General features: G+C 39.2%; 6 protein-coding genes. 2 read left to right on the top strand and 4 right to left on the bottom strand.

What is annotated here, in order from left to right:
* Positions 1 to 180: 180 nt before the first annotated feature.
* The gene (locus tag EDD57_RS04980) at positions 181 to 10,272 is read right to left on the bottom strand and encodes a non-ribosomal peptide synthetase (RefSeq protein WP_131848382.1); all 10,092 of its coding nucleotides are present in this window, start codon (positions 10,270 to 10,272) and stop codon (positions 181 to 183) included.
* A 28-nt stretch (positions 10,273 to 10,300) separates the two neighbouring features.
* On the bottom strand, positions 10,301 to 14,845 hold the full coding sequence (locus EDD57_RS04975) for a non-ribosomal peptide synthetase (RefSeq protein WP_131848381.1): 4,545 nt from the start codon (positions 14,843 to 14,845) through the stop codon (positions 10,301 to 10,303).
* A 553-nt stretch (positions 14,846 to 15,398) separates the two neighbouring features.
* On the opposite strand from EDD57_RS04975, the gene EDD57_RS04970 reads away from it, so the two are divergent.
* Positions 15,399 to 16,718 (top strand): phytoene desaturase family protein, encoded by a 1,320-nt coding sequence (locus EDD57_RS04970; RefSeq protein WP_131848380.1) that lies wholly within the window; start codon positions 15,399 to 15,401, stop codon positions 16,716 to 16,718.
* Between the two features lie 125 nt (positions 16,719 to 16,843).
* Here the strand turns inward: EDD57_RS04970 and EDD57_RS04965 are convergent, their stop codons facing one another.
* The gene (locus EDD57_RS04965) at positions 16,844 to 17,440 is read right to left on the bottom strand and encodes a hypothetical protein (protein ID WP_131848379.1); all 597 of its coding nucleotides are present in this window, start codon (positions 17,438 to 17,440) and stop codon (positions 16,844 to 16,846) included.
* Between the two features lie 165 nt (positions 17,441 to 17,605).
* On the opposite strand from EDD57_RS04965, the gene EDD57_RS04960 reads away from it, so the two are divergent.
* Positions 17,606 to 18,307, top strand: coding sequence for a class I SAM-dependent methyltransferase (locus EDD57_RS04960; RefSeq protein ID WP_131848378.1), 702 nt, complete (start codon positions 17,606 to 17,608; stop codon positions 18,305 to 18,307).
* Between the two features lie 22 nt (positions 18,308 to 18,329).
* On the opposite strand, the gene holA is transcribed toward EDD57_RS04960, so the two are convergent.
* The gene (holA, locus tag EDD57_RS04955) at positions 18,330 to 19,343 is read right to left on the bottom strand and encodes a DNA polymerase III subunit delta (RefSeq protein WP_165873677.1); all 1,014 of its coding nucleotides are present in this window, start codon (positions 19,341 to 19,343) and stop codon (positions 18,330 to 18,332) included.
* Positions 19,344 to 19,370 lie beyond the last annotated feature (27 nt).

The raw sequence follows: 19,370 nt of genomic DNA, 5'->3' as shown, positions 1-19,370 counted from the left end.
CTTTCTCTACTTAAGTACGGAATATCAAGATCAATCTTAACATAAACCCACTACATTAGTGCGTGGTCAAAATGTGGGCATTGTGTTATTCAACCTTCCTATTGCTTTGAAAAAAATCATGACCATCCGTTGAACGGATGGTCATGATTTTTAGTGCTGTTTGTTTCAAATCATTTACACTTAATGTGCGACAAGTACACAAAGTTCTTTTACAATCTCTCTTAACAAGACGGCATTTTTCTCTACATTAGGGTGACTCAGCATTTCAAAATGAGTGCCATGTCCTTGATGTAATCGATAATTTTCCGTCGTCGTTGACCAAGATGTAAAGTCATGCACCGTGTTAGTAGGATCTACGTCAGCTAAGATTTGATGAATTTCCCCATGAATATTTCCAGTGTTTACGAGTGATAGAAAGTAGGATACGTAAGCTTTATACTTTTGACTAAGCAGAGACAGATCCGTTGTTTCTCCGATTACTCTCCGTATGTCTTCCATATTCTCCTCTTCAATTTTCTTTCCTTCCAAATGAGATTCTTTTCTTATCGAATCAAAAAGAATCACTTGAGAGACTTCTCGACCTTTTCCTTCTAATACTTTCGCTACTTCAAAGGCCAAATTCCCTCCTGCTGAATAACCAATTAAGGTAATCGTCCCCAACGGCTGAATCTGGGTAATACTTTCTACATAGCGTTCAATCCGATCATCTGACTCAATAAAATCTGCCACATACAAACTCATTTCTCCATCCATTTGTTCTGCTAAGGGCTTATAAACAATTCCATAACCAAATACAGGTGGAAAGCCAAATACATTTTTTTGACCCTTTGCATTTAACAAGTTCATGACCGATGGTTGCGAAGCGAGATTAAGCATTTCACTTAATTGATGACAAATGCTACGGATCGTCTGATTCTCATAAAAGAAACTGAGTGGGATACTGAAGTGTGTTGATTGGTAAAGCTCGTTTACTCTGTATCCTACTTCTAGTATCTTGAGTGAGTTCCCTCCCATTTCAAAGAAACGATCATCAATTCCCATTTGTTCGACACCCAGAACATCCGACCAAATTGCAACTAATTTCCTCTCAAGCTCATTTCTAGGAGCCATATACTCCATGGCTGCCTTTTGCAGTCCTTCAGGTGCAGGTAGCGTTTTTCGGTCTACTTTCCCGTTTGACGTGAGTGGCATGTTTTCTAATTGTACAAGGTAGGATGGAACCATATAGTGAGGCAACACTTGAGATAGCTTCGCTCTTAAATCAGATACTGAGCACTCTTGTTCAGCAACAAAATACGCACAAAGTTCTAATTGATCTTGGACATTGGGGCGAGTAATCACCACTGCTTCTCTCACTATTGGAATCTGTAATAATTGAGATTCGATCTCGCCTAGCTCAATTCGGAAACCACGTACTTTTACTTGATGGTCTGTCCGTCCGACATACTCAATATTTCCATCTGATAGATAACGAGCTAAATCCCCCGTTTTATACATTTTCTCACCACTAGAGAATGGATTTGCTACAAACTTTTCATCGGTTAACTCCTGTTTACCGTGATATCCTCTAGCAATCCCGATCCCCCCAATGCACAATTCTCCGATCACTCCTACAGGCTGAGGTTGATGATGTTCATTCACAATGTATAGTTTCGCATTATGAATCGGGACTCCGATCGGGATCATGGTTTGCTCACTATCTGGATAGCAATCATAGATGGTAACATTGACCGTTGCTTCCGTTGGACCATACATATTGATTAGCTTCGTTTGCTCAAACTGGAACGTTTGATAGAACATCTTCACTTGTTCAGCACTTAATACCTCGCCACATGTAAAGATTCTCTTCACGGAGGATAGATCTACTTTGCGTGACTGGCGATCGACATGATGTAGGATAATAGATAACATGGATGGGACAAAGTACATGGAGGTAACTCGATACTTTTCAATCGCTTGTACGACCATTTCAGGATCTTTTTCCATCTTCGTAGGCAGTAAACAAAGACTAGATCCTCCCATAAACCACGAAAATATCTCCCAAACGGATAGATCAAATGAAAACAAGGTTTTTTGTAACACAACATCCGATTCGGTTAATGGATACTCTGTTTGCATCCAATGTAGACGGGAGACAACCGATTGATGTTCAATCATTACACCTTTAGGCATTCCTGTGGAACCTGAAGTATAAATGACATAAGCTAATTGCTTCGGATCTACATGTATGTCTAAATTCTCTGAGCCATATCCATCCTGGTAACGATCCTCTTCATCTATACAAAGGACATGAGGCATATCAACAAGAGCTACGAGCTTTCTTTGAGTAAGTAGGATATCCGAACCACTATCCTGTAACATGTATTGAATACGATCTTCCGGATAATCAGGATCAATTGGAACATAAGCTCCACCTGATTTTAAAATGGCTAAGATCCCGATCATCATTTCCGGTGATCGCTCAACCATCATGGCAACGAGACTTTCAGACTGAACACCCAGACTTTGTAATTTCTTAGCTAACTTATTTGCCCGCACATTCACATCTTGATACGTCAAAGTCTGTTCTTTATAGATAAGTGCCACATTGTCTGGTGTCCGCATCACTTGTTCTTCAAATAATTGATGAACAGTCTTATCTTCTGGGTAATCTTGACTCGTGTCATTAAACTCAACCAATAACTGATGCGCTTCTGGCTCTGTAACCATACGAAACTCAGCTATAGGCTGGTCAGGAGACTCCACGATCTGGTGTAACAGGTGTTTCCAGTGTTCAGACATCCGAATGATCGTCTCAGGTTTAAACAAGGCTGTACTATACTCCCAATGGAATTTGATTTCTTCTCCTTGTTCCATTACCTCTAACATGAGATCTAGCTTGGCAATTTGGGATTCCAAGTCATACGGATGAATCCGTAGATTAGGTAATTCTAACTCCGTCCAATCCATATTTTGAACCAGAAACATGGTATCAAACAAAGGATGACGGCTTAAATCTCTTGTCATATCTAAGCCTTCTACTAGTTTTTCAAACGGATAATCTTGATTATCAAAAGCACCTAAAGAGCTTTCTCGCACCTCATTTAAAAACGTTCGAAACGACTTATGACCCTCTGGATGGTTTCGCATAGCAAGGGTATTTACAAACATGCCGACAACAGACTGTACATCAGGATGTGATCTACCTGCGATCGGGGAGCCCACAACGATATCCGATTCACCCGTGTATTTATGCAAAAGAACATTATATGCTGCTAGTAACAACATATATAAAGAGGTTCCTGTTTCTTTGCTGAGTTGATTTAACCTACAGCTGAGTTCTGGATCCAATATAAAGCTATGATGTTCTCCAGCAAATGATGGTACTGCAGGACGGGTGGAATCTGTTGGGAGTTGCAACGCCTCCGGCATAGTCTGGAATATTTCTTTCCAGTACGTTTCTTGAGCTTTAAACGCTTCACTCTGTTGGAACGTGTTTTGCCATACCGCATAGTCTTTATACTGAATTCCTACCTTGTCCAATGTCTGAGAAGAGTAAGAACTTATTAACTCTCTTACCAGAATATCCACAGAAGTCCCATCTGAAATAATATGGTGCATATCCATCATCAAAACATGTTTGTTTTCCGAAACCTTGATTAGACCTACTCTTAATAGCGGTGCCTTACTCAGGTCGAATGGACGTATAAATTGATCAATGGTTGCCTGAATTTCCGCTTCACTTTCAACCTCGTATCTTTCCACTTCGAATAAAATCGTATCATCGATAAGTTGAACGATTTCCCCTTTGTGCAAACCAAACGAAGTCCGTAGTGCCTCATGTCGATTGACCACGGTTTTCCACGCTTCCACCATCTTCTCTGTATTGAATACTCCCTCTAGCAAGTACGCCCACGGCATATTATAGTTTAATGCCTCTTTTTCTAGCTCTCGTAACAGATACATTCTTTTTTGAGCAGATGAGACTGGGTAATACTCCATTTTCTGCACACTCGAAATCGATGTATATGTGCCTTTTTCCATATCCTCTAGTACCTTGGCTAATGCATCAATAGTAGGAGATTGGAAAATATGGTGTATGGGAATATTTACGTTTAACTTTTTATAGATGAGGGCTACCAACTGAGTAGCCTTTAGGGAATGGCCTCCTAATTCAAAGAAATCGTCCTCCACACCCACTCGATCTACTTTTAATACCTCTTGCCAAATATCTACGAGGATCTCCTCCAATAAATTTCGAGGTGCCACGTAATCGTATCCAGACTTCATTTCCCCTGTCGGAGCAGGTAAAGCCTTGCGGTCCACTTTCCCATTTGGTGTTAGGGGGAGATAATCCATTTGCACAAAATAACTAGGGATCATATAGCTAGGTAATGATTTTGCTAATTCAAACCTTAGTTGTGCTGTTGTTAACTCTTCATTGGCCACGATATAGGCACAGAGCTCTTTATGATGACTATTTTCCATCTCCGTGGCTATCGCAATCGCATCTTTCACAATCGGAATTTGAATTAATTGTTCTTGTATTTCTCCTAACTCAATCCGATATCCACGAATTTTGACTTGATGATCCAATCTTTCCAGATATTCAATATTCCCATCAGGTAAAAGGCGGACCAAATCTCCTGTTCGATACATTTTCCCTTCTGAGAATGGATTTTCAATAAAACTCGCTGCTGTTAGTTCCGGGCGATTCAGATAGCCACTAGCAACACCATCTCCTGCGATACATAACTCACCTGGAACCCCTATTGGTTGGACACCATGATTCTGGTCCAAAACGTATACCTGAGTATTATTCAATGGTTTTCCAATCGGAACCGTTCCTGTTTCAAGCACAGATTGATTGATAACATAGTAGGTGGCAAAAACAGTCGTCTCAGTAGGTCCATACACATGGATCAATCGACCATCACCTAAAACCTTGAGTGCCTTTTGCACATGTTTGACAGAAACCTTTTCACCACCAAAAAGAATCTTTCTAACACCTAAGAGGCATACAGAGTTCAGATCTACAAGTGTGTTAAATAAAGCAGTCGTCATAAAGGAGACCGTAATCTTCTCATCCTGAATAAAAGACGCTAGTGCATCCGGATTGGTAGCTACCTCTTTCGAAGCCAATACTAAGCCAGCTCCATGTAACAACGCGCCGTAGATATCAAATGTCGATCCATCAAAAGCATAGTTGGACAACTGTAAGATGCGATCACTTTCATGGATGTCAATATAACCATTATTTAAAATGGTTTTCACTATATTTCGATGCGTGGTTAAAATGCCTTTTGGTTTTCCTGTTGATCCCGATGTATAAACGATATAGGCTACATTTTCAGCTAGACTGATTGGTTCAAGATTTGAACTCTCTTCATCTATCTGATCTATTTCGGCTAATACAAGAACTTCCCCTACATACCCTTGCGGGATCATAGAAGCATCTTGGACTATGAGAAGTGAGGCTTTGCTGTCTTCTAAAATATACTGCTTTCGATCTTCCGGATAGCTAGGATCCATGGGAACATAGCTTCCGCCGGCTTTAAGAATAGAGAGAATTCCGATGATCATTTCAGAAGAACGATCCATGATTAAACCTACTCGACTCTCTCTTTCTACACCTTGTTTCCGTAATATTCGTGCCCATCGATTAGCCGTCTCATTTAGCTTTAGATAGCTTATTTTTTGATTGCCAAACTGGACTGCAATATGATTCGGTGTTTTTTCTACCTGTTCTTCAAAAAGCTGCTGGATCGTTTTCTCATACGGGTAGTCGCTTTTCGTATCATTCCATTCAACCAGGATCTTGTGCTTCTCATCCTCTGATAAACATTCCACATCACCAATTTCTTGATCTACATTTTCGACGAATTGCTGTAACACTTTTATCCAGTGTGTCGCCATACGTTCAATCGTTTCGCGTTTAAATAAAGAAGTGTTATACTCCCAATCACAGCCAATCTCATTCTCATTCTCTGCAATCTCGAGAGTTAGATCAAACTTAGCAATGTCGAATGGAACATCCAAAGGTGTACAGTGAAGAGAAGGTAAATCCAATTGTTTACTCCCCGTATTTTGTAAGACCATTAGGGTATCAAACAATGGGTGACGACTTAGCTCCCGTTGGACCTCCAGCTGTTCCACTAGCTGTTCAAACGGGTAGTCTTGATTTTCAAAGACTTGGAGGGAGTTATGTTTAACCTCTTCCAAAAAGTGACGGATTGTTTTTTGCTCCTCCGGATAGTTCCTTATCGCCAACATATTGACAAACATTCCAATCATTGACTGAACTTCCGCATGTGGCCTACCTGCAGTCGGTGTTCCTACGACGATGTCTTCTTGTCCTGTATATTTGTGAAGCAAAACTTGATACGAGGCAAGCAAAACCATGTACAATGTCGTTCCTGTTTCTCTGGTAAGACGGTATAATTTTTTAGTGAGTCCAGAATCTAATGTGAGATGGAAGCGATCGCCACCAAAACCTTGTACAGCGGGCCGGGTATAATCAGTCGGCAGTGATAATACCGGCGGGATGGTTTGGAATTGGTTCAACCAAAATTCCTGCCTAGCTTGATACTCTTCACTATGGAAAGATGAATTTTGCCAAGCCGCAAAATCTTTATATTGAATGCGTTGTTCGGGTAGAGTACCTTCCGTATAAAAGATCATCCATTCTTCTAACAGAATTTCAAGTGAAACTCCATCTGCAATAATATGATGCATATCGCATAACATGACATAGCCATTGTTGCTCAAGTTAATGAGACCCACCCGTATAAGCGGAGCTTGTCCAAGATCGAATGGACGTATAAAAGAACGCATACACGAATCGATCCCGGCCCCGTTCCAATCCGATTCCTCTACTTCAAATTGCACTTGATCGTGAATGCGTTGTACAATCTCCCCCTTTTCCATCACAAAAGAGGTTCGGAGCATTTCATGACGTTCGATCACAGCTTTCCATGCTTTTTTAAATCGATCCTTTTGTAAAGGACCTTCGATCTTGATGGCCCATGGCATATTGTAGCTGATACTCGTATCTTGCAATTGTTGCACGAGGTAAATCCTTTTTTGTGCTGAAGATACCGGATAATGGTCACTTTGTTCTACAGGTGAAATCGCTGTAAATGCCTTCTCCTCAAGTTGATCCAACTCACATGCCATTGCTGCAATGGTTGGATAAGTAAATACATAGCGTAGTGGGATCATTTGATTTAAAACCTGATGAACTTTAGCTACCAGCATGGTAGCTTTCAAAGAATGACCTCCGAGCTCAAAAAAGTCATCATAAACACCAATCTTCTTAACACCTAATACATCTTGCCAAATTTGAACAAGCTGACCTTCAATTTCAGTTCTTGGAGCAACAAACTCTACTCCTGTCTCATTGAAAACATCATGATGCGGCAATGACTTTTTATCCACTTTCCCATTTGCTGTTAATGGGATACTCTTTACCTTGATAAAATAGTTCGGAACCATATAGTTCGGTAACGTTTTCGCTAATAATGCTTTTAGTTCAGACGTAACCAACTCCTGCTCAGATACAATATAAGCACAAAGTGCCTTATGACCATCATCCATGGTACTCGCGATGACGACGGCCTCTTTTATAAAGGAAATCTGTAATAACTGTGATTCGATTTCACCAAGTTCGATGCGATATCCGCGGATTTTTACTTGATTGTCTATCCTTCCCAAGTATTCGATGGTTCCGTCCGGTAACCAACGAGCTAAATCCCCTGTTTTATAGATACGTTCATCTGGCAAAAATGGATTGGCAATAAACTTCTCAGAAGTCAACTCGGGCAAATTTTGATAGCCTGCCGAGATCCCTTCACCGCCAATACACAACTGACCTGCTACACCAATAGGAAGAAGACCATTATCTTCATTCAAAATAAACACTTGTGTATTAGCAATCGGCCGACCTATGTTTGGAAGCGATTGCATTTGCATATTTGGAATCTGATTATGAGTGAGCATAGAAGAAATACAACCAATCGTTGTTTCTGTGGGACCATACTCATCCATAATATGAACAGACGGATTTTGCTTAAAGTAGGAAATGACATCCGAATATTTAATTTCCTCTCCACCTAATATAATTTGCCGAATGGTTTCACACGGATTGGTTTTAGCAAACGAAACACTTCCAACCATCATACTAAACAAAGACGGAGTTAACTTGATGAATGTAATGTTTGATTGCCTTATATATTCCAAAAGAACTTCTGGTTCCGTATAATCTTCTCTTGGAACAAGATGTAGTTGACTACCAGAAAGTAACGTTAGAAAAATAGGGGTATAGCCCAAATCAAAAGCATATGAAGACAGAAGCATGCTTTTATCAGCGGATGAAACAGATGTTTGAGTCACAACAGATGTTATATAATGAATCACATTGCGGTGAGTCACTTGGACTCCCTTTGGCAAACCTGTCGTACCCGAAGTATAAATCACATAGGCAAGATCAGTTGATTCTCCTCCTTTTAATGCGCATACATTCCCATTAGAAGGAGGTTCCAACCAAAGCTTATGTAAATCGATCTTTTCAACCGTATCAGGTACCCGATTAAAAAAATCAGCGATTGTTAAAATTTGTTTGACAGCGCTATTCTGAACCATATACTCTATGCGATCCATCGGAGTATCCGGATCAATAGGTAAAAATGCGCCCCCAGACTTTAAAATCCCTACCAAGCCAATCATCATTTCGATCGAAGGAGGTACTAATAAACCAACAATCTGATTCGCTCCAACTCCTCTTTCAGCTAGAAGATGAGCCACTTTTTCTGCTTGTTGATTCAACTCATAAAAAGTTACATTTTGATCTTTACAAACCACTGCAATCTGATCAGGAGTTTGCACAGCTTGCTCTTCAAACAATTGTGGAATCGTTTTATCCTTTGGAAATATGCTTTTTGTCGCATTAAAATCGACCAGAAGCTGTTTTTGGTCAGCTTCTGTTAAAAAGTCAAGTTGCGATATGGGTTGATCAGGATTTTGTAAAACGGCATGTATTAGGGTTTGCAGATGCTTTTTTACTTGTTCAATCATGTGTGGATCATATTTGTTTTCATTAAACTTAAAGTGAATACGCAATTGCGAGCCAGGCATCACAATCAAATTTAAATGATAGTTGGTTTCTTCAAATGCAACTATATCCTTGATCGTAAGATTATTCGCAATCGACTTACCTCCTACCTCCATTGGGTAATTTTCAAAAACCCATAAATGCTGAATTAGCTCTTGTTTTAATTCACTTTGCGTTTGAATATCTGCAAGTGAACAGTACTCATAGCCTTGGGACAGAATTGCATGCTTTTGCAATGACTGAAGAAACTCTAAAACAGTTTGCTCTTTCTCCCATTGAACACGTAGGGGAATCGTATTAATGAATAAACCGACTATATTTTCGACTCCAGGGATTTCAGAAGGCCTACCAGAAACGACATTACCAAAAATCACATCTTGCGATTGATTGTATTTACCTAATAAAAGTCCCCAGATCCCTTGCAATGCTGTATTTAACGTCACTTGTTGAGATTTAGATAACATATCTAATTTTTTGGTAGTATCTTCGTCTAAATCAAAAATGATTTCTTTAAATGAATATTGGCTTGCTTCCTCCCAACTCGAACGATGAGGTAAGTCAACTTGTTCGTTATATCCGGTTAAGGAATTTTTCCAAAACGCAAGAGATTCTTCTTGATCTTGTTGTTCCAACCACTCTATGTATAATTGGTACGGAACGGTTGAAGACAGGTTCGCACTCCGATTCTCTCTTTGTGCATCATAGATCTCGAGCCATTCTTGAAGCAGGATTGGCGTACACCATCCATCGATTAAGAGATGATGACAACTCCAAATCACTCTATACTCATCCTGGGTGGTTTGAAAAATCATGAGACGTGTCAAGCATTCCTCTGAGAGCTTAAACCCTTTCTTTCGATCTCCATATATCCATTGATTAAGAAATTCATTTTGCTCCTTTTCACTTAAACCTGTTATGTCTTTGATTTCTACTGGCGCTTGTAGCCCTTGTAAAACAACCTGAACCGGTTCCTCCGTTCCTTCTTGAATAAAAATCGTTCGTAAAATATCGTGACGATCCACTAACTGTTGAAAGCTATCCGCGAAACATTTGGCATCAAACTCACCCGCGATCGTAAAGATGGTTTGTTCAAAATAGGCAGTTGACTCTGGATCTAGCAAGGCATGAAAATACATGCCTTGCTGCATTGGTGATAACGGATACATACTCTGAATATCTACCATATATATATCTCCTCCACTTGACTAACGACTATTTTAGTTTCAATTGGATCTTTTGACGTAATTGACGAAAACGATCTACACTCATCCCTGTATATCCATAATCGGATGGAGTTTTTTCTGTCTCTTCTACAGAAGTACAGTATTGAACGATTTGTTTCAAATGCTGAACAAACTGATTCGCGATTTCCTGTATCGTCTCTACTGCAAACTCCTCTGGATGAAACGACCAATAAAAATTCATCTGGTTTCCTACGCGAATACCATTGATACTTAAAGGGAACAGTTCATGGTTCCTTGGTCCAATGTCTCGATTCTCAGAAGAAAATGATGACATTTCCCATTCTCCCATCTGTTTATCAAATTCCCCAAGGTAATTGAAGATCACTTCAGGTTGTTTGGTAAATGGCAACTCTGCTACCTCTGGTGCTAAATATTTCAAAATACCAAATCCAATTCCTTTATGTGGAACGTTACGGAGCGTCTCCTTGACATTGATTATGGTCTCACCCAATTTATTTGAACCTGGTACATGTAATAAAACAGGATATGTCGTCGTAAACCACCCTACTGTACGAGAAATATCCAAATCTTTTACAACTGGCTCTCGACCATGCCCTTCTAATTCAATGAGTACGTTGGATTGGCCTGTCCATGATTGGAGCGTTAATGCCAATGCTGTCAGTAACAAATCATTCAATTCTGTCTGGTGAGCTTGATGTGCTTTTTTCACAAGGTGTAATGTATCTTCTTCCTGAAGAGTAACCATGATATGGTTCAGATCCTGCGTCATCCTATCAGGAACTTTCCTGCATTTTGGCAATTCTACAGACTCTGTCATTTGTATTTTTTCCCAATATAATGATTCTTTCTTTATCCGTTCACTTCGTGCATATTTTTGTAAACCATTTGCCCACATTTGATAGGAGCTTGTTTTTGGTTGTAGCTCGATCTTTTTTCCTTCTGTCAACTGCATATAGCCAGTAGCAAAATCTTCTAAAAGAATCCGCCAAGAAACACCATCCACAACCAGATGATGAATGATCATATACAAATGATCACCCTCTATTGTTCGGAATAAAGCTAGGTGAACTAAGGGGCCCTCTTCCAAATTGAAACCCGCTTGCAAATCATTTACTCCATGATCCATCTTCATTTTTGGATTTTTATCATTCGTTAGATCAAAGACTGTCATATTAAATAATGGTGTTGTTGTTTCCAATCCTTCTTGAATAAAGCCAACCATGCCCTCTGCTTCTTTGAGAAAGGTGGATCGTAAGACATCGTGATGTTCAACAAGAGAAGTCCAAACTTGACTCGTTTTTTGTTCATCAAAACCATCCCGACTATACAGCATCATGGACTGATTCCAATGGCTGGAATCCACAAACGATTGGCTGAAAAACCACTTTTGAATTGGCGTTAAGGGTATAGTTCCTTCCACCTTTGATTGTGAATTCTGTTTTTCTGTTCTGACCATTCGTAGTGCTGCCTCTGCTAATTGTGGGGCACCAAGTAAATATTTCATTTCTAACTTTAGCTTGACTGCATGAAGACGCGCTGAAACTTGAATCGCCTTTATGGAATCCCCACCCAAATCAAAGAAGTTATCCAATCTCCCTACTTTTTCTACATCCAGAATGTCTTTCCAAATGGTAGCTAAGGTTTTCTCCATTTCGGTCTCTGGGGCTTCAAATGGCACATCTTTTGAAACTCCCTTAGGCGCAGGAAGATTTTTACGATCCACTTTTCCATTTGGAGTTAGTGGGATTTGATCCAGTTGAACGAAATGTGTGGGGATCATGTAAGATGGCAACAAACTAGATAACTGATCTCGCAGAGAATCTTTAGACCAACTTTCTTCTGATACAATATAGGCACATAACTCACTTTGATTACCTGAAACGTCCCGAGCCATGACAACTGCCTCTTTTATAGGTGGAGTTTGGACCAATCCAGATTCAACCTCACCTAGCTCGATTCGATATCCACGAATTTTAACTTGATGATCCATTCTTCCTAAAAATTCTACTGTCCCATCAGGTAACCAGCGAGCTAAGTCTCCTGTTCTATATAGGCGCTCGCCAAGCATAAATGGATTATCAACAAACTTCTCAGCTGTTAACTCTCGTCGGTTGTAATACCCTCTTGCAACACTGCTTCCGCCTATGCATAATTCCCCAGCAACACCGATCGGTTGTAATTGCAACTGCTGATTCACAATATACATTTGCATATTAGGCAATGGCTTCCCGATCGGAACATGCCCTGCATCCGGCAACAAATCTCTAGACGCTTCAAAGTAACTTGTATCAATACTCGCCTCTGTCACTCCATAGCAGTTGACAATTCGGAATTGATTTCCAAAACGAGATAAAAGCTTTTTATACTCCTCTACAGAACAACTATCCGAACCCAATATAAATAACTCTAGGTCAGGTAAACTAAATTGATTTTCATAAATATAATCCATAAAAGGAGCGGCCATGGCAGGGGTTAAGTCCAAAATGGTGATCCGATTTTCTCTACAAAGTTGATAGAGTTTCGTTGGATCAAAGCGGATTTCTTCAGGGCATAAGATCAACTCGCCACCATTTAGCAATGCTTTCGCAACATCTCCTGCAAAAACATCAAATGAAAAGCTCGCCATTTGCAATAAACGAACGGGAATCCGATCCAATGCAAACTCTTTTCGCCATCCTAATGCCACGTTTACATACTGTCGATGTTCGACCATAACACCCTTTGGATTTCCAGTTGAGCCTGAAGTATAGATCACATAAGCAAGAGAATTGGCAAGAGCACCAGAGAAAGGCAGTGTAACATCTTCTTGTGTAATCTCATCATAGTCTCGATCAAGACAAATGGATTCAATGTTTCTAAATAACTCCTTTTTTTCCTGTAACCTTTCTTGAGTGACGAGTAACTGAATTCCAGCATCGTCTACTATGTATTGAAGTCGCTGATCTGGATAAGTGGGATCAAGCGGAACATATGCCCCTCCGGCTTTTAAAATTCCCAAAAGACCGATAATCATCTCAAGCGAGCGATCCACACAGATTCCCACTAACGTCTCAGGTTTGACACCTTTTTTCTGAAGGTAGTGAGCCAGCTGGTTTGCTTTCTCGTTCAGCTCCTGATAAGTAAGTTTCTGATCTTGATAGACTACTGCGATCGCTTCGGGATCCCGTGCCACCTGCTGTTCAAAGAATTCGTGAATGGTTTTATCCGATGGGAAATCTACTTGTGTATGATTAAACCCTACTAAGATCTTCTCTTTTTCCTCTTCTGAAAGAATCTCTATCTCCTTAACCTTCCGACTTGGACCTTCTACTGTGTTTAACAGTTGATTCAACATCGATGTAAAAAAGCGATTCATTTCTTCTTTGGTAAATAATTCATTCCGGTAATCTACATGCACACGTAGAATTCCTGAAGTCGTTAGCCGTTCTAAATGGATAGCAAAATCATTTGGTTCTTCATTCGGAGAGATCCAAGTTACATCACTATTATCCATTTCTCTATAATCGATTGAGATACCACACAAACGGTTGCTACCGCCGTTCTTTTGACTAATATGCTTTGATAATAAATTAAACGGGTATTTCTGATGCCGTAATATTTTTCGTTGCTTTCTCGATATGCGCCTAATGAAAGTAAGAACTTCCTCATTAGGATCCATGCTTATTCTTAAAGGGACTGTACTCACCATCATCCCCATAAGCTCTTTCTCTTGCTTATTCGTACGGTTCCCATAGGACATTTCTAAAACAATATCAGGCGATGACATCCATTGATACATCGAAAGGGAAAGAGCTGAAACAAACAGCGTAAAGATACTAAAATCATGTTCTTTCGAAAATCCATCAATCTTTTTCATCAAGCTTTCTGGTAGTGTAAACGTCTCCCGTGATGCTTTCGTACTTACTAGATAGGGATTATACTCTTTTAATCCCGTTACAGACGGAACGGTTTCGAACTCCTCTAGCCAAAATTGCTCATCCTTTTCAAATCGATTGCTCTTCAAGTAAGCCTGTTCATTCTCTAAAAATTGGACATATGAATTTTTAGAATTTATTATAAAATCTTCTCCATTTAGAAAAGAGTAGTAAAAACAGGAAATTTGATTTAAACATTTCTCAATCGATATACCATCTATCATGATGTGATGCGCTTCACCATAGACAATACATTCATTCTCACTTGCCTTTATGATGGAGAAATCATATAGATCGGAATCAAATAACGTAAACTTTTCGTTTCTCTTTTGGTCAAACCACTGATCTAATCGAGTTGAATCCTCTTCAGCACTGAAGTCAAAAAAGTCAAATTTCCTTTCTTGATGTTTGACAAAATATTGCTCCGGCTCCTGATGCTTATTTTCTTTGAGTCGGATACCGAAACTATCATTTTCACTAATCATTCGGTTTATAGCCCGATTCAATAGCAAATAGTTCATTTCGCTGGGCATTCTTACCAAGAATCTTAGATTGCATATTCCCTTATCTGCATAAATCGCTTCTGTGTACCATATCCGCTTCTGCGGATGACTTAAAGGATAATATATCTCGTTCATATAAAAATTCTCCTTATTTAACTTGATTTTTTATCTCTCTCAAGTAGATAGAAATAACTTCAAAGAAAATAAATTGATTTAAATCATCCCTCCAAATTGACTCCATAAGCCAACAAGTTGTTTTCATACATTATGTAAATTGATTTAATAAAAATTATACATATTCTATTTTCATTTTCAAGACTATTTTATAATTTTTAGTGAATAAAAATTAATATTTATATTTTTTATTTGTAAATATATTGTTTAAAAATCAATTTATTCATAAATAAATATATAGAATGAATGTTATGTCATATGATTTTATAAATGATTACTTACATGAAAAAGAGCCACATCAAAGAGTAGTAAATATAAGAAAACTTAAAATATAGTATCCTGATTGGAAATAGCACATATAATAAAATAAAGAGAAATTTTCGAACATACCATGAACACTACCTCATTGACTCACAAATTGTTACAATAGAAGATGATGAAAAAATGAATTTTGTATATATCTTCAAATGAAAACAAAAAGTGTAATCGCTTTTAATAGAGGAGAGTGTTTGTTGTGCCGGAGAAAGTAATAGTAGTTGGAGGAGGTCTAGCTGGCCTTTCTGCAGCTGCGCGACTCGCACATCACGGATATCAAGTTACCTTACTCGAAAAAGCACCTAAGCTTGGCGGTCGTGCCATCACGATTCCCATGAAAGGGTTTAACTTTAACTTTGGAGCCCATGCTATCTACGCAAGAGATCGATCCATCTTACGAAAATTTGAAAGCGAAATTCACCTTCAAGTGGATTGGAAAGACTTTACACCTTCGAAAGCTTACTATGATTTAGGGTCTTTTACTACGCCTATGCCCGCCACATTGGAAGGCTTGTATAAAACCAAAATATTAGATGCTAACAATAAGGTGCGTTTTGCTTATGAAATCGCAAAAACTCTTTCTTCCATTGAACGCGGAGAAGATGGTGTTCTGATCGGGGAATATTTAGAAAACCAACCCGCTCAAATTCGGGATTTGTTACTTACTGTAGCATCATCCAATTTCTTTACCAATGAATCCGAAAAAATTCCATCACCCCTCTTCTTCCAATACTATAAACGTTTATTCTCTACCAACCGTGCTGTTGCCTATATCGGTGGCGGCTGGCAGTCAATCGTAGAAGGATTTGCGAACATTATCGAATCAAATGGTGGACAGATTATCACCAAAGAAAAGGTTTCGAAGATAGAGATGGAAGGCAATCGAGTCACAAAACTAATTGGCAAAGAAGGCGCCAAGTATATCGCTGATCAGATCATTTTCTGCATCCCACCTAAGGATCTGGCGACTTTGTTTGCCGAAACCAAATACGCATCGTTATTTGATGAGTACAATCAGTATAAACCGACACAAGTGGTTGTATATGACCTCGGCTTAAGCAAGCGGATTTCGAGTCCATATACCTACATCTACCACAAGCAAGAACGAGTCTTTATCACGGATATTTCGCATTATGACCACACTTGCGTTCCTGAGGGCGGGCAACTTCTGCAAGCTATTGCCTATCTAAACGAAGACGAAATTGCTGAAGGCAGGGCCGATGAAAAAGTTGCCGCCATCGAAACCGTGTACGACAAGCACTACGCTGGCTGGCGTGATCTCTTAGTAGCCAAACGTCTATCCAAAAAAGCTACCGTACAAGAAATCAAATGTATCAACGACCAACGCCTCATGCCAGTAAAATTCTACAGCTTACCAAATGCATCGTTTGCCGGCGACTGGTGCCAAGGAGAAGGCCAACTCTCCGAGCTATCCTTCACCTCCGCCTACGAAGTCACAAGCCGCATTTTAAAACATAGCAAAACACATCCAAAAGAAAACCTAGCAGAAGCGAAGTAAGCATAAACCCCCTGATCCGCTATAAGAGATCAGGGGGTTTTATTATATATACAACCGAAAGGCCTATTAATTAACCAATAAATAGGAACAGGCTTGGGGCAATATTGCTAATCGCAGGCTACATTTTAAAATGGGCCAATATGCGACCAAGACTTCTCTAATATTTTATAAGCTACAAATACAACACCTGTTATCACAAGTGCCACAATCGCAAAAATAGAAGTAAATAAAACGCGATCACCCGTATAAATCTTTAACTGTTCATAATTAGACTGATCAATTCTACGAGCTTGGCTTCGAACATTTAGATTGCCTAATATCAACAAAACAGCTGGAACCACAAGAAAATACCATAGAGGTAAACCATTACTAAAGGGATGAGCGGGACGAATAATAGCTTGAATCACAAAAAAAAGTGAAACTGCCACTTGCAAATATACATTGGACAACTGATAACGTAACCATTGATCTCCTAGCTTCTCTTGCTCATAACGAAGAAGCTCATTCATTCCTGGAAACATAAGATAGAGAATATTAGACTTACGAGCCAACACCATGCTAAGTGGTGAAATTGCAAAAATGATTGCTAATACCGCATAAACCAAAGGGGTAGAAGCTCGACTAAAAATAAGTCCAAATACGATTACAGCATAAACGACAAAAAGAATGTTTGTGTATAACAACTCTTTTTGTCGCAGGGAGCGAAGTTGTGTATCTTCCATAGTCATTTGTCCCTTCTATTAATCTAACATGTTCATCATATCACATTCTGTTTGTATTGAATCATTAACAAAATTCTCAGTCTAACTAATTGAAAATTTGAATATACATAGACATCCTTGATTTATTTAATGTTTTAAACCTTAGTTGATGAGAGGTTGATGAGAATGCATGTTTTTTGGGAGAAAATCATTAAGCCCATCTGCATTGCAGAGGAGGTAGAGACAATTGTAGAAGTTGGCGCGGAAAGAGGCGCAAATACAAACAATCTTCTTCCGTATTGTAAAGAGAAAAACGGCAAATTATATATTATTGATCCAGCTCCTGGGTTTGATTCAGGTGAATTACAAAAAAGATTTGGTGATACGCTGCAAATGTTTTTCGATCTCAGTCTTTCTGCCCTACCTAAAATTAGTCAGTTTGATGCCATTTTCCTAGATGGAGATCATAACTGGTATACAGTCTATCATGAATTAAAGCTCATAGAGGAGAAGGCGAAAAATAACAAAAAATACCCCATTATTTTTTTACATGATACAGAATGGCCTTTTGGCAGGCGAGATATGTACTATAACCCTGAGACAATACCTGAAGAATTTCGACAGCCTTATGATACAGCTGGAGGTGTCATACAAGGTATTTCTATGCTAGCACCTGAAGGAGGTTTTTTGTCTGGTTTTCACAAAGCGACCTACGAGCACGGAGAGAGAAATGGTATTTTAACAGCCGTTGAAGATTATTTAAAAGAGACAGATTTTCAGCTCTCTTTTCATCGTGCGCTTACAAATCATGGACTTGGTATCATCCTTCCTAAGAACTTCCACAGAGATATACACATTCAAGATCTGATTAAACAATCAGGATTATAAATATGAACTGGAGTACCCACTGCTATAATAGAATGAGTATACGCTCCACAGCAAATTCTTTATCAATGATTCGATTCGATTTGATAGCTTGATCTGCTTCAATCGCCTGTTCCAGTAGCGTCTGAAGTTGCTCTTCTGAATACGAATTCCCCCGTTGTAGAGCAAGTTTCACTGGATAGGGGTGAAGTTTTAATAGACTCGCTATCTCTTTTTCATTTTTCCCCGTTTGTGCTAGTAGTTTTACTTGTAACATGATGCGAAATTGTCTTGTGATCAAAGCCAAGATTTTAATTGGATCTTCTTTTTGAAAGACAAGATCACGATAGATTTGGATCGCATTTTCTTTATTCTGTTTCCCCATCTGATCCGTTAGACGAAATACATCCTGTTCTAACGTTCGTACCACTTGTTGATCAATTTGCTCCAACGTGATGACACCTTGTTTTCCTGCGAATAAAGCTACCTTTTGACATTCTTGAGCAAGTAGCCGCAAATGATTTCCAACCAATTCTATTAACCGATTGATCACTTCCATACCAGCTTGCACTTGCAATAACTGAAACCTCTTTGCGACAAATCTCTGTAACTCCTGCCCTTCTAAAAAATCAAATTTCAAGATTTTAGCTACCTTCTCTATCTGCTTAACTACTTTCTTTCGTTTATCTAGAGTAGACCCTGCCATGGTCAAGATGAGTATATTATCAGGGTAGGGATCTTTTACATATTCGAGGAATAAATCAATATCATGCTCCACTTTACTTTTATGATTACCAAAAAACTGCGCATTCTTTGCTATAATCCACCTACGATCCCCAAAGAAAGAAGGAGTCTCTAGTTCTTGTAGCACAGATTGAATCGGTGTCTCGTCAAGATCAAAAACAATCTCATTCCATTCCCGATCCCCTGTACTACGCTCACATAATTGCTGCCTGATCCAGTCTAACGTTTCTTCTAGTAGAAACTCCTCTTCCCCATACAAAAAATAAACAGGATGAATTTGGTTTTTCTTGATGTCTTGTAGTATTTTACGATCCATTTCCATTCACCTCTTCATCCCTTTAGT

This window comes from Baia soyae, assembly GCF_004341445.1.
In the GTDB taxonomy this organism is placed as follows: domain Bacteria; phylum Bacillota; class Bacilli; order Thermoactinomycetales; family Thermoactinomycetaceae; genus Baia; species Baia soyae.
Note: the sequence above shows the minus strand (reverse complement) of the source record. Positions and strands in the feature narration are given on the sequence as shown.

Coding starts and splice junctions, on each gene's coding strand:
- holA (WP_165873677.1), bottom strand. CDS start 19,343: ATGGATCGTAAAATACTACAAGACATCAAGAAAAACCAAATTCATCCT.
- EDD57_RS04965 (WP_131848379.1), bottom strand. CDS start 17,440: ATGGAAGATACACAACTTCGCTCCCTGCGACAAAAAGAGTTGTTATAC.
- EDD57_RS04960 (WP_131848378.1), top strand. CDS start 17,606: ATGCATGTTTTTTGGGAGAAAATCATTAAGCCCATCTGCATTGCAGAG.
- EDD57_RS04975 (WP_131848381.1), bottom strand. CDS start 14,845: ATGAACGAGATATATTATCCTTTAAGTCATCCGCAGAAGCGGATATGG.
- EDD57_RS04980 (WP_131848382.1), bottom strand. CDS start 10,272: ATGGTAGATATTCAGAGTATGTATCCGTTATCACCAATGCAGCAAGGC.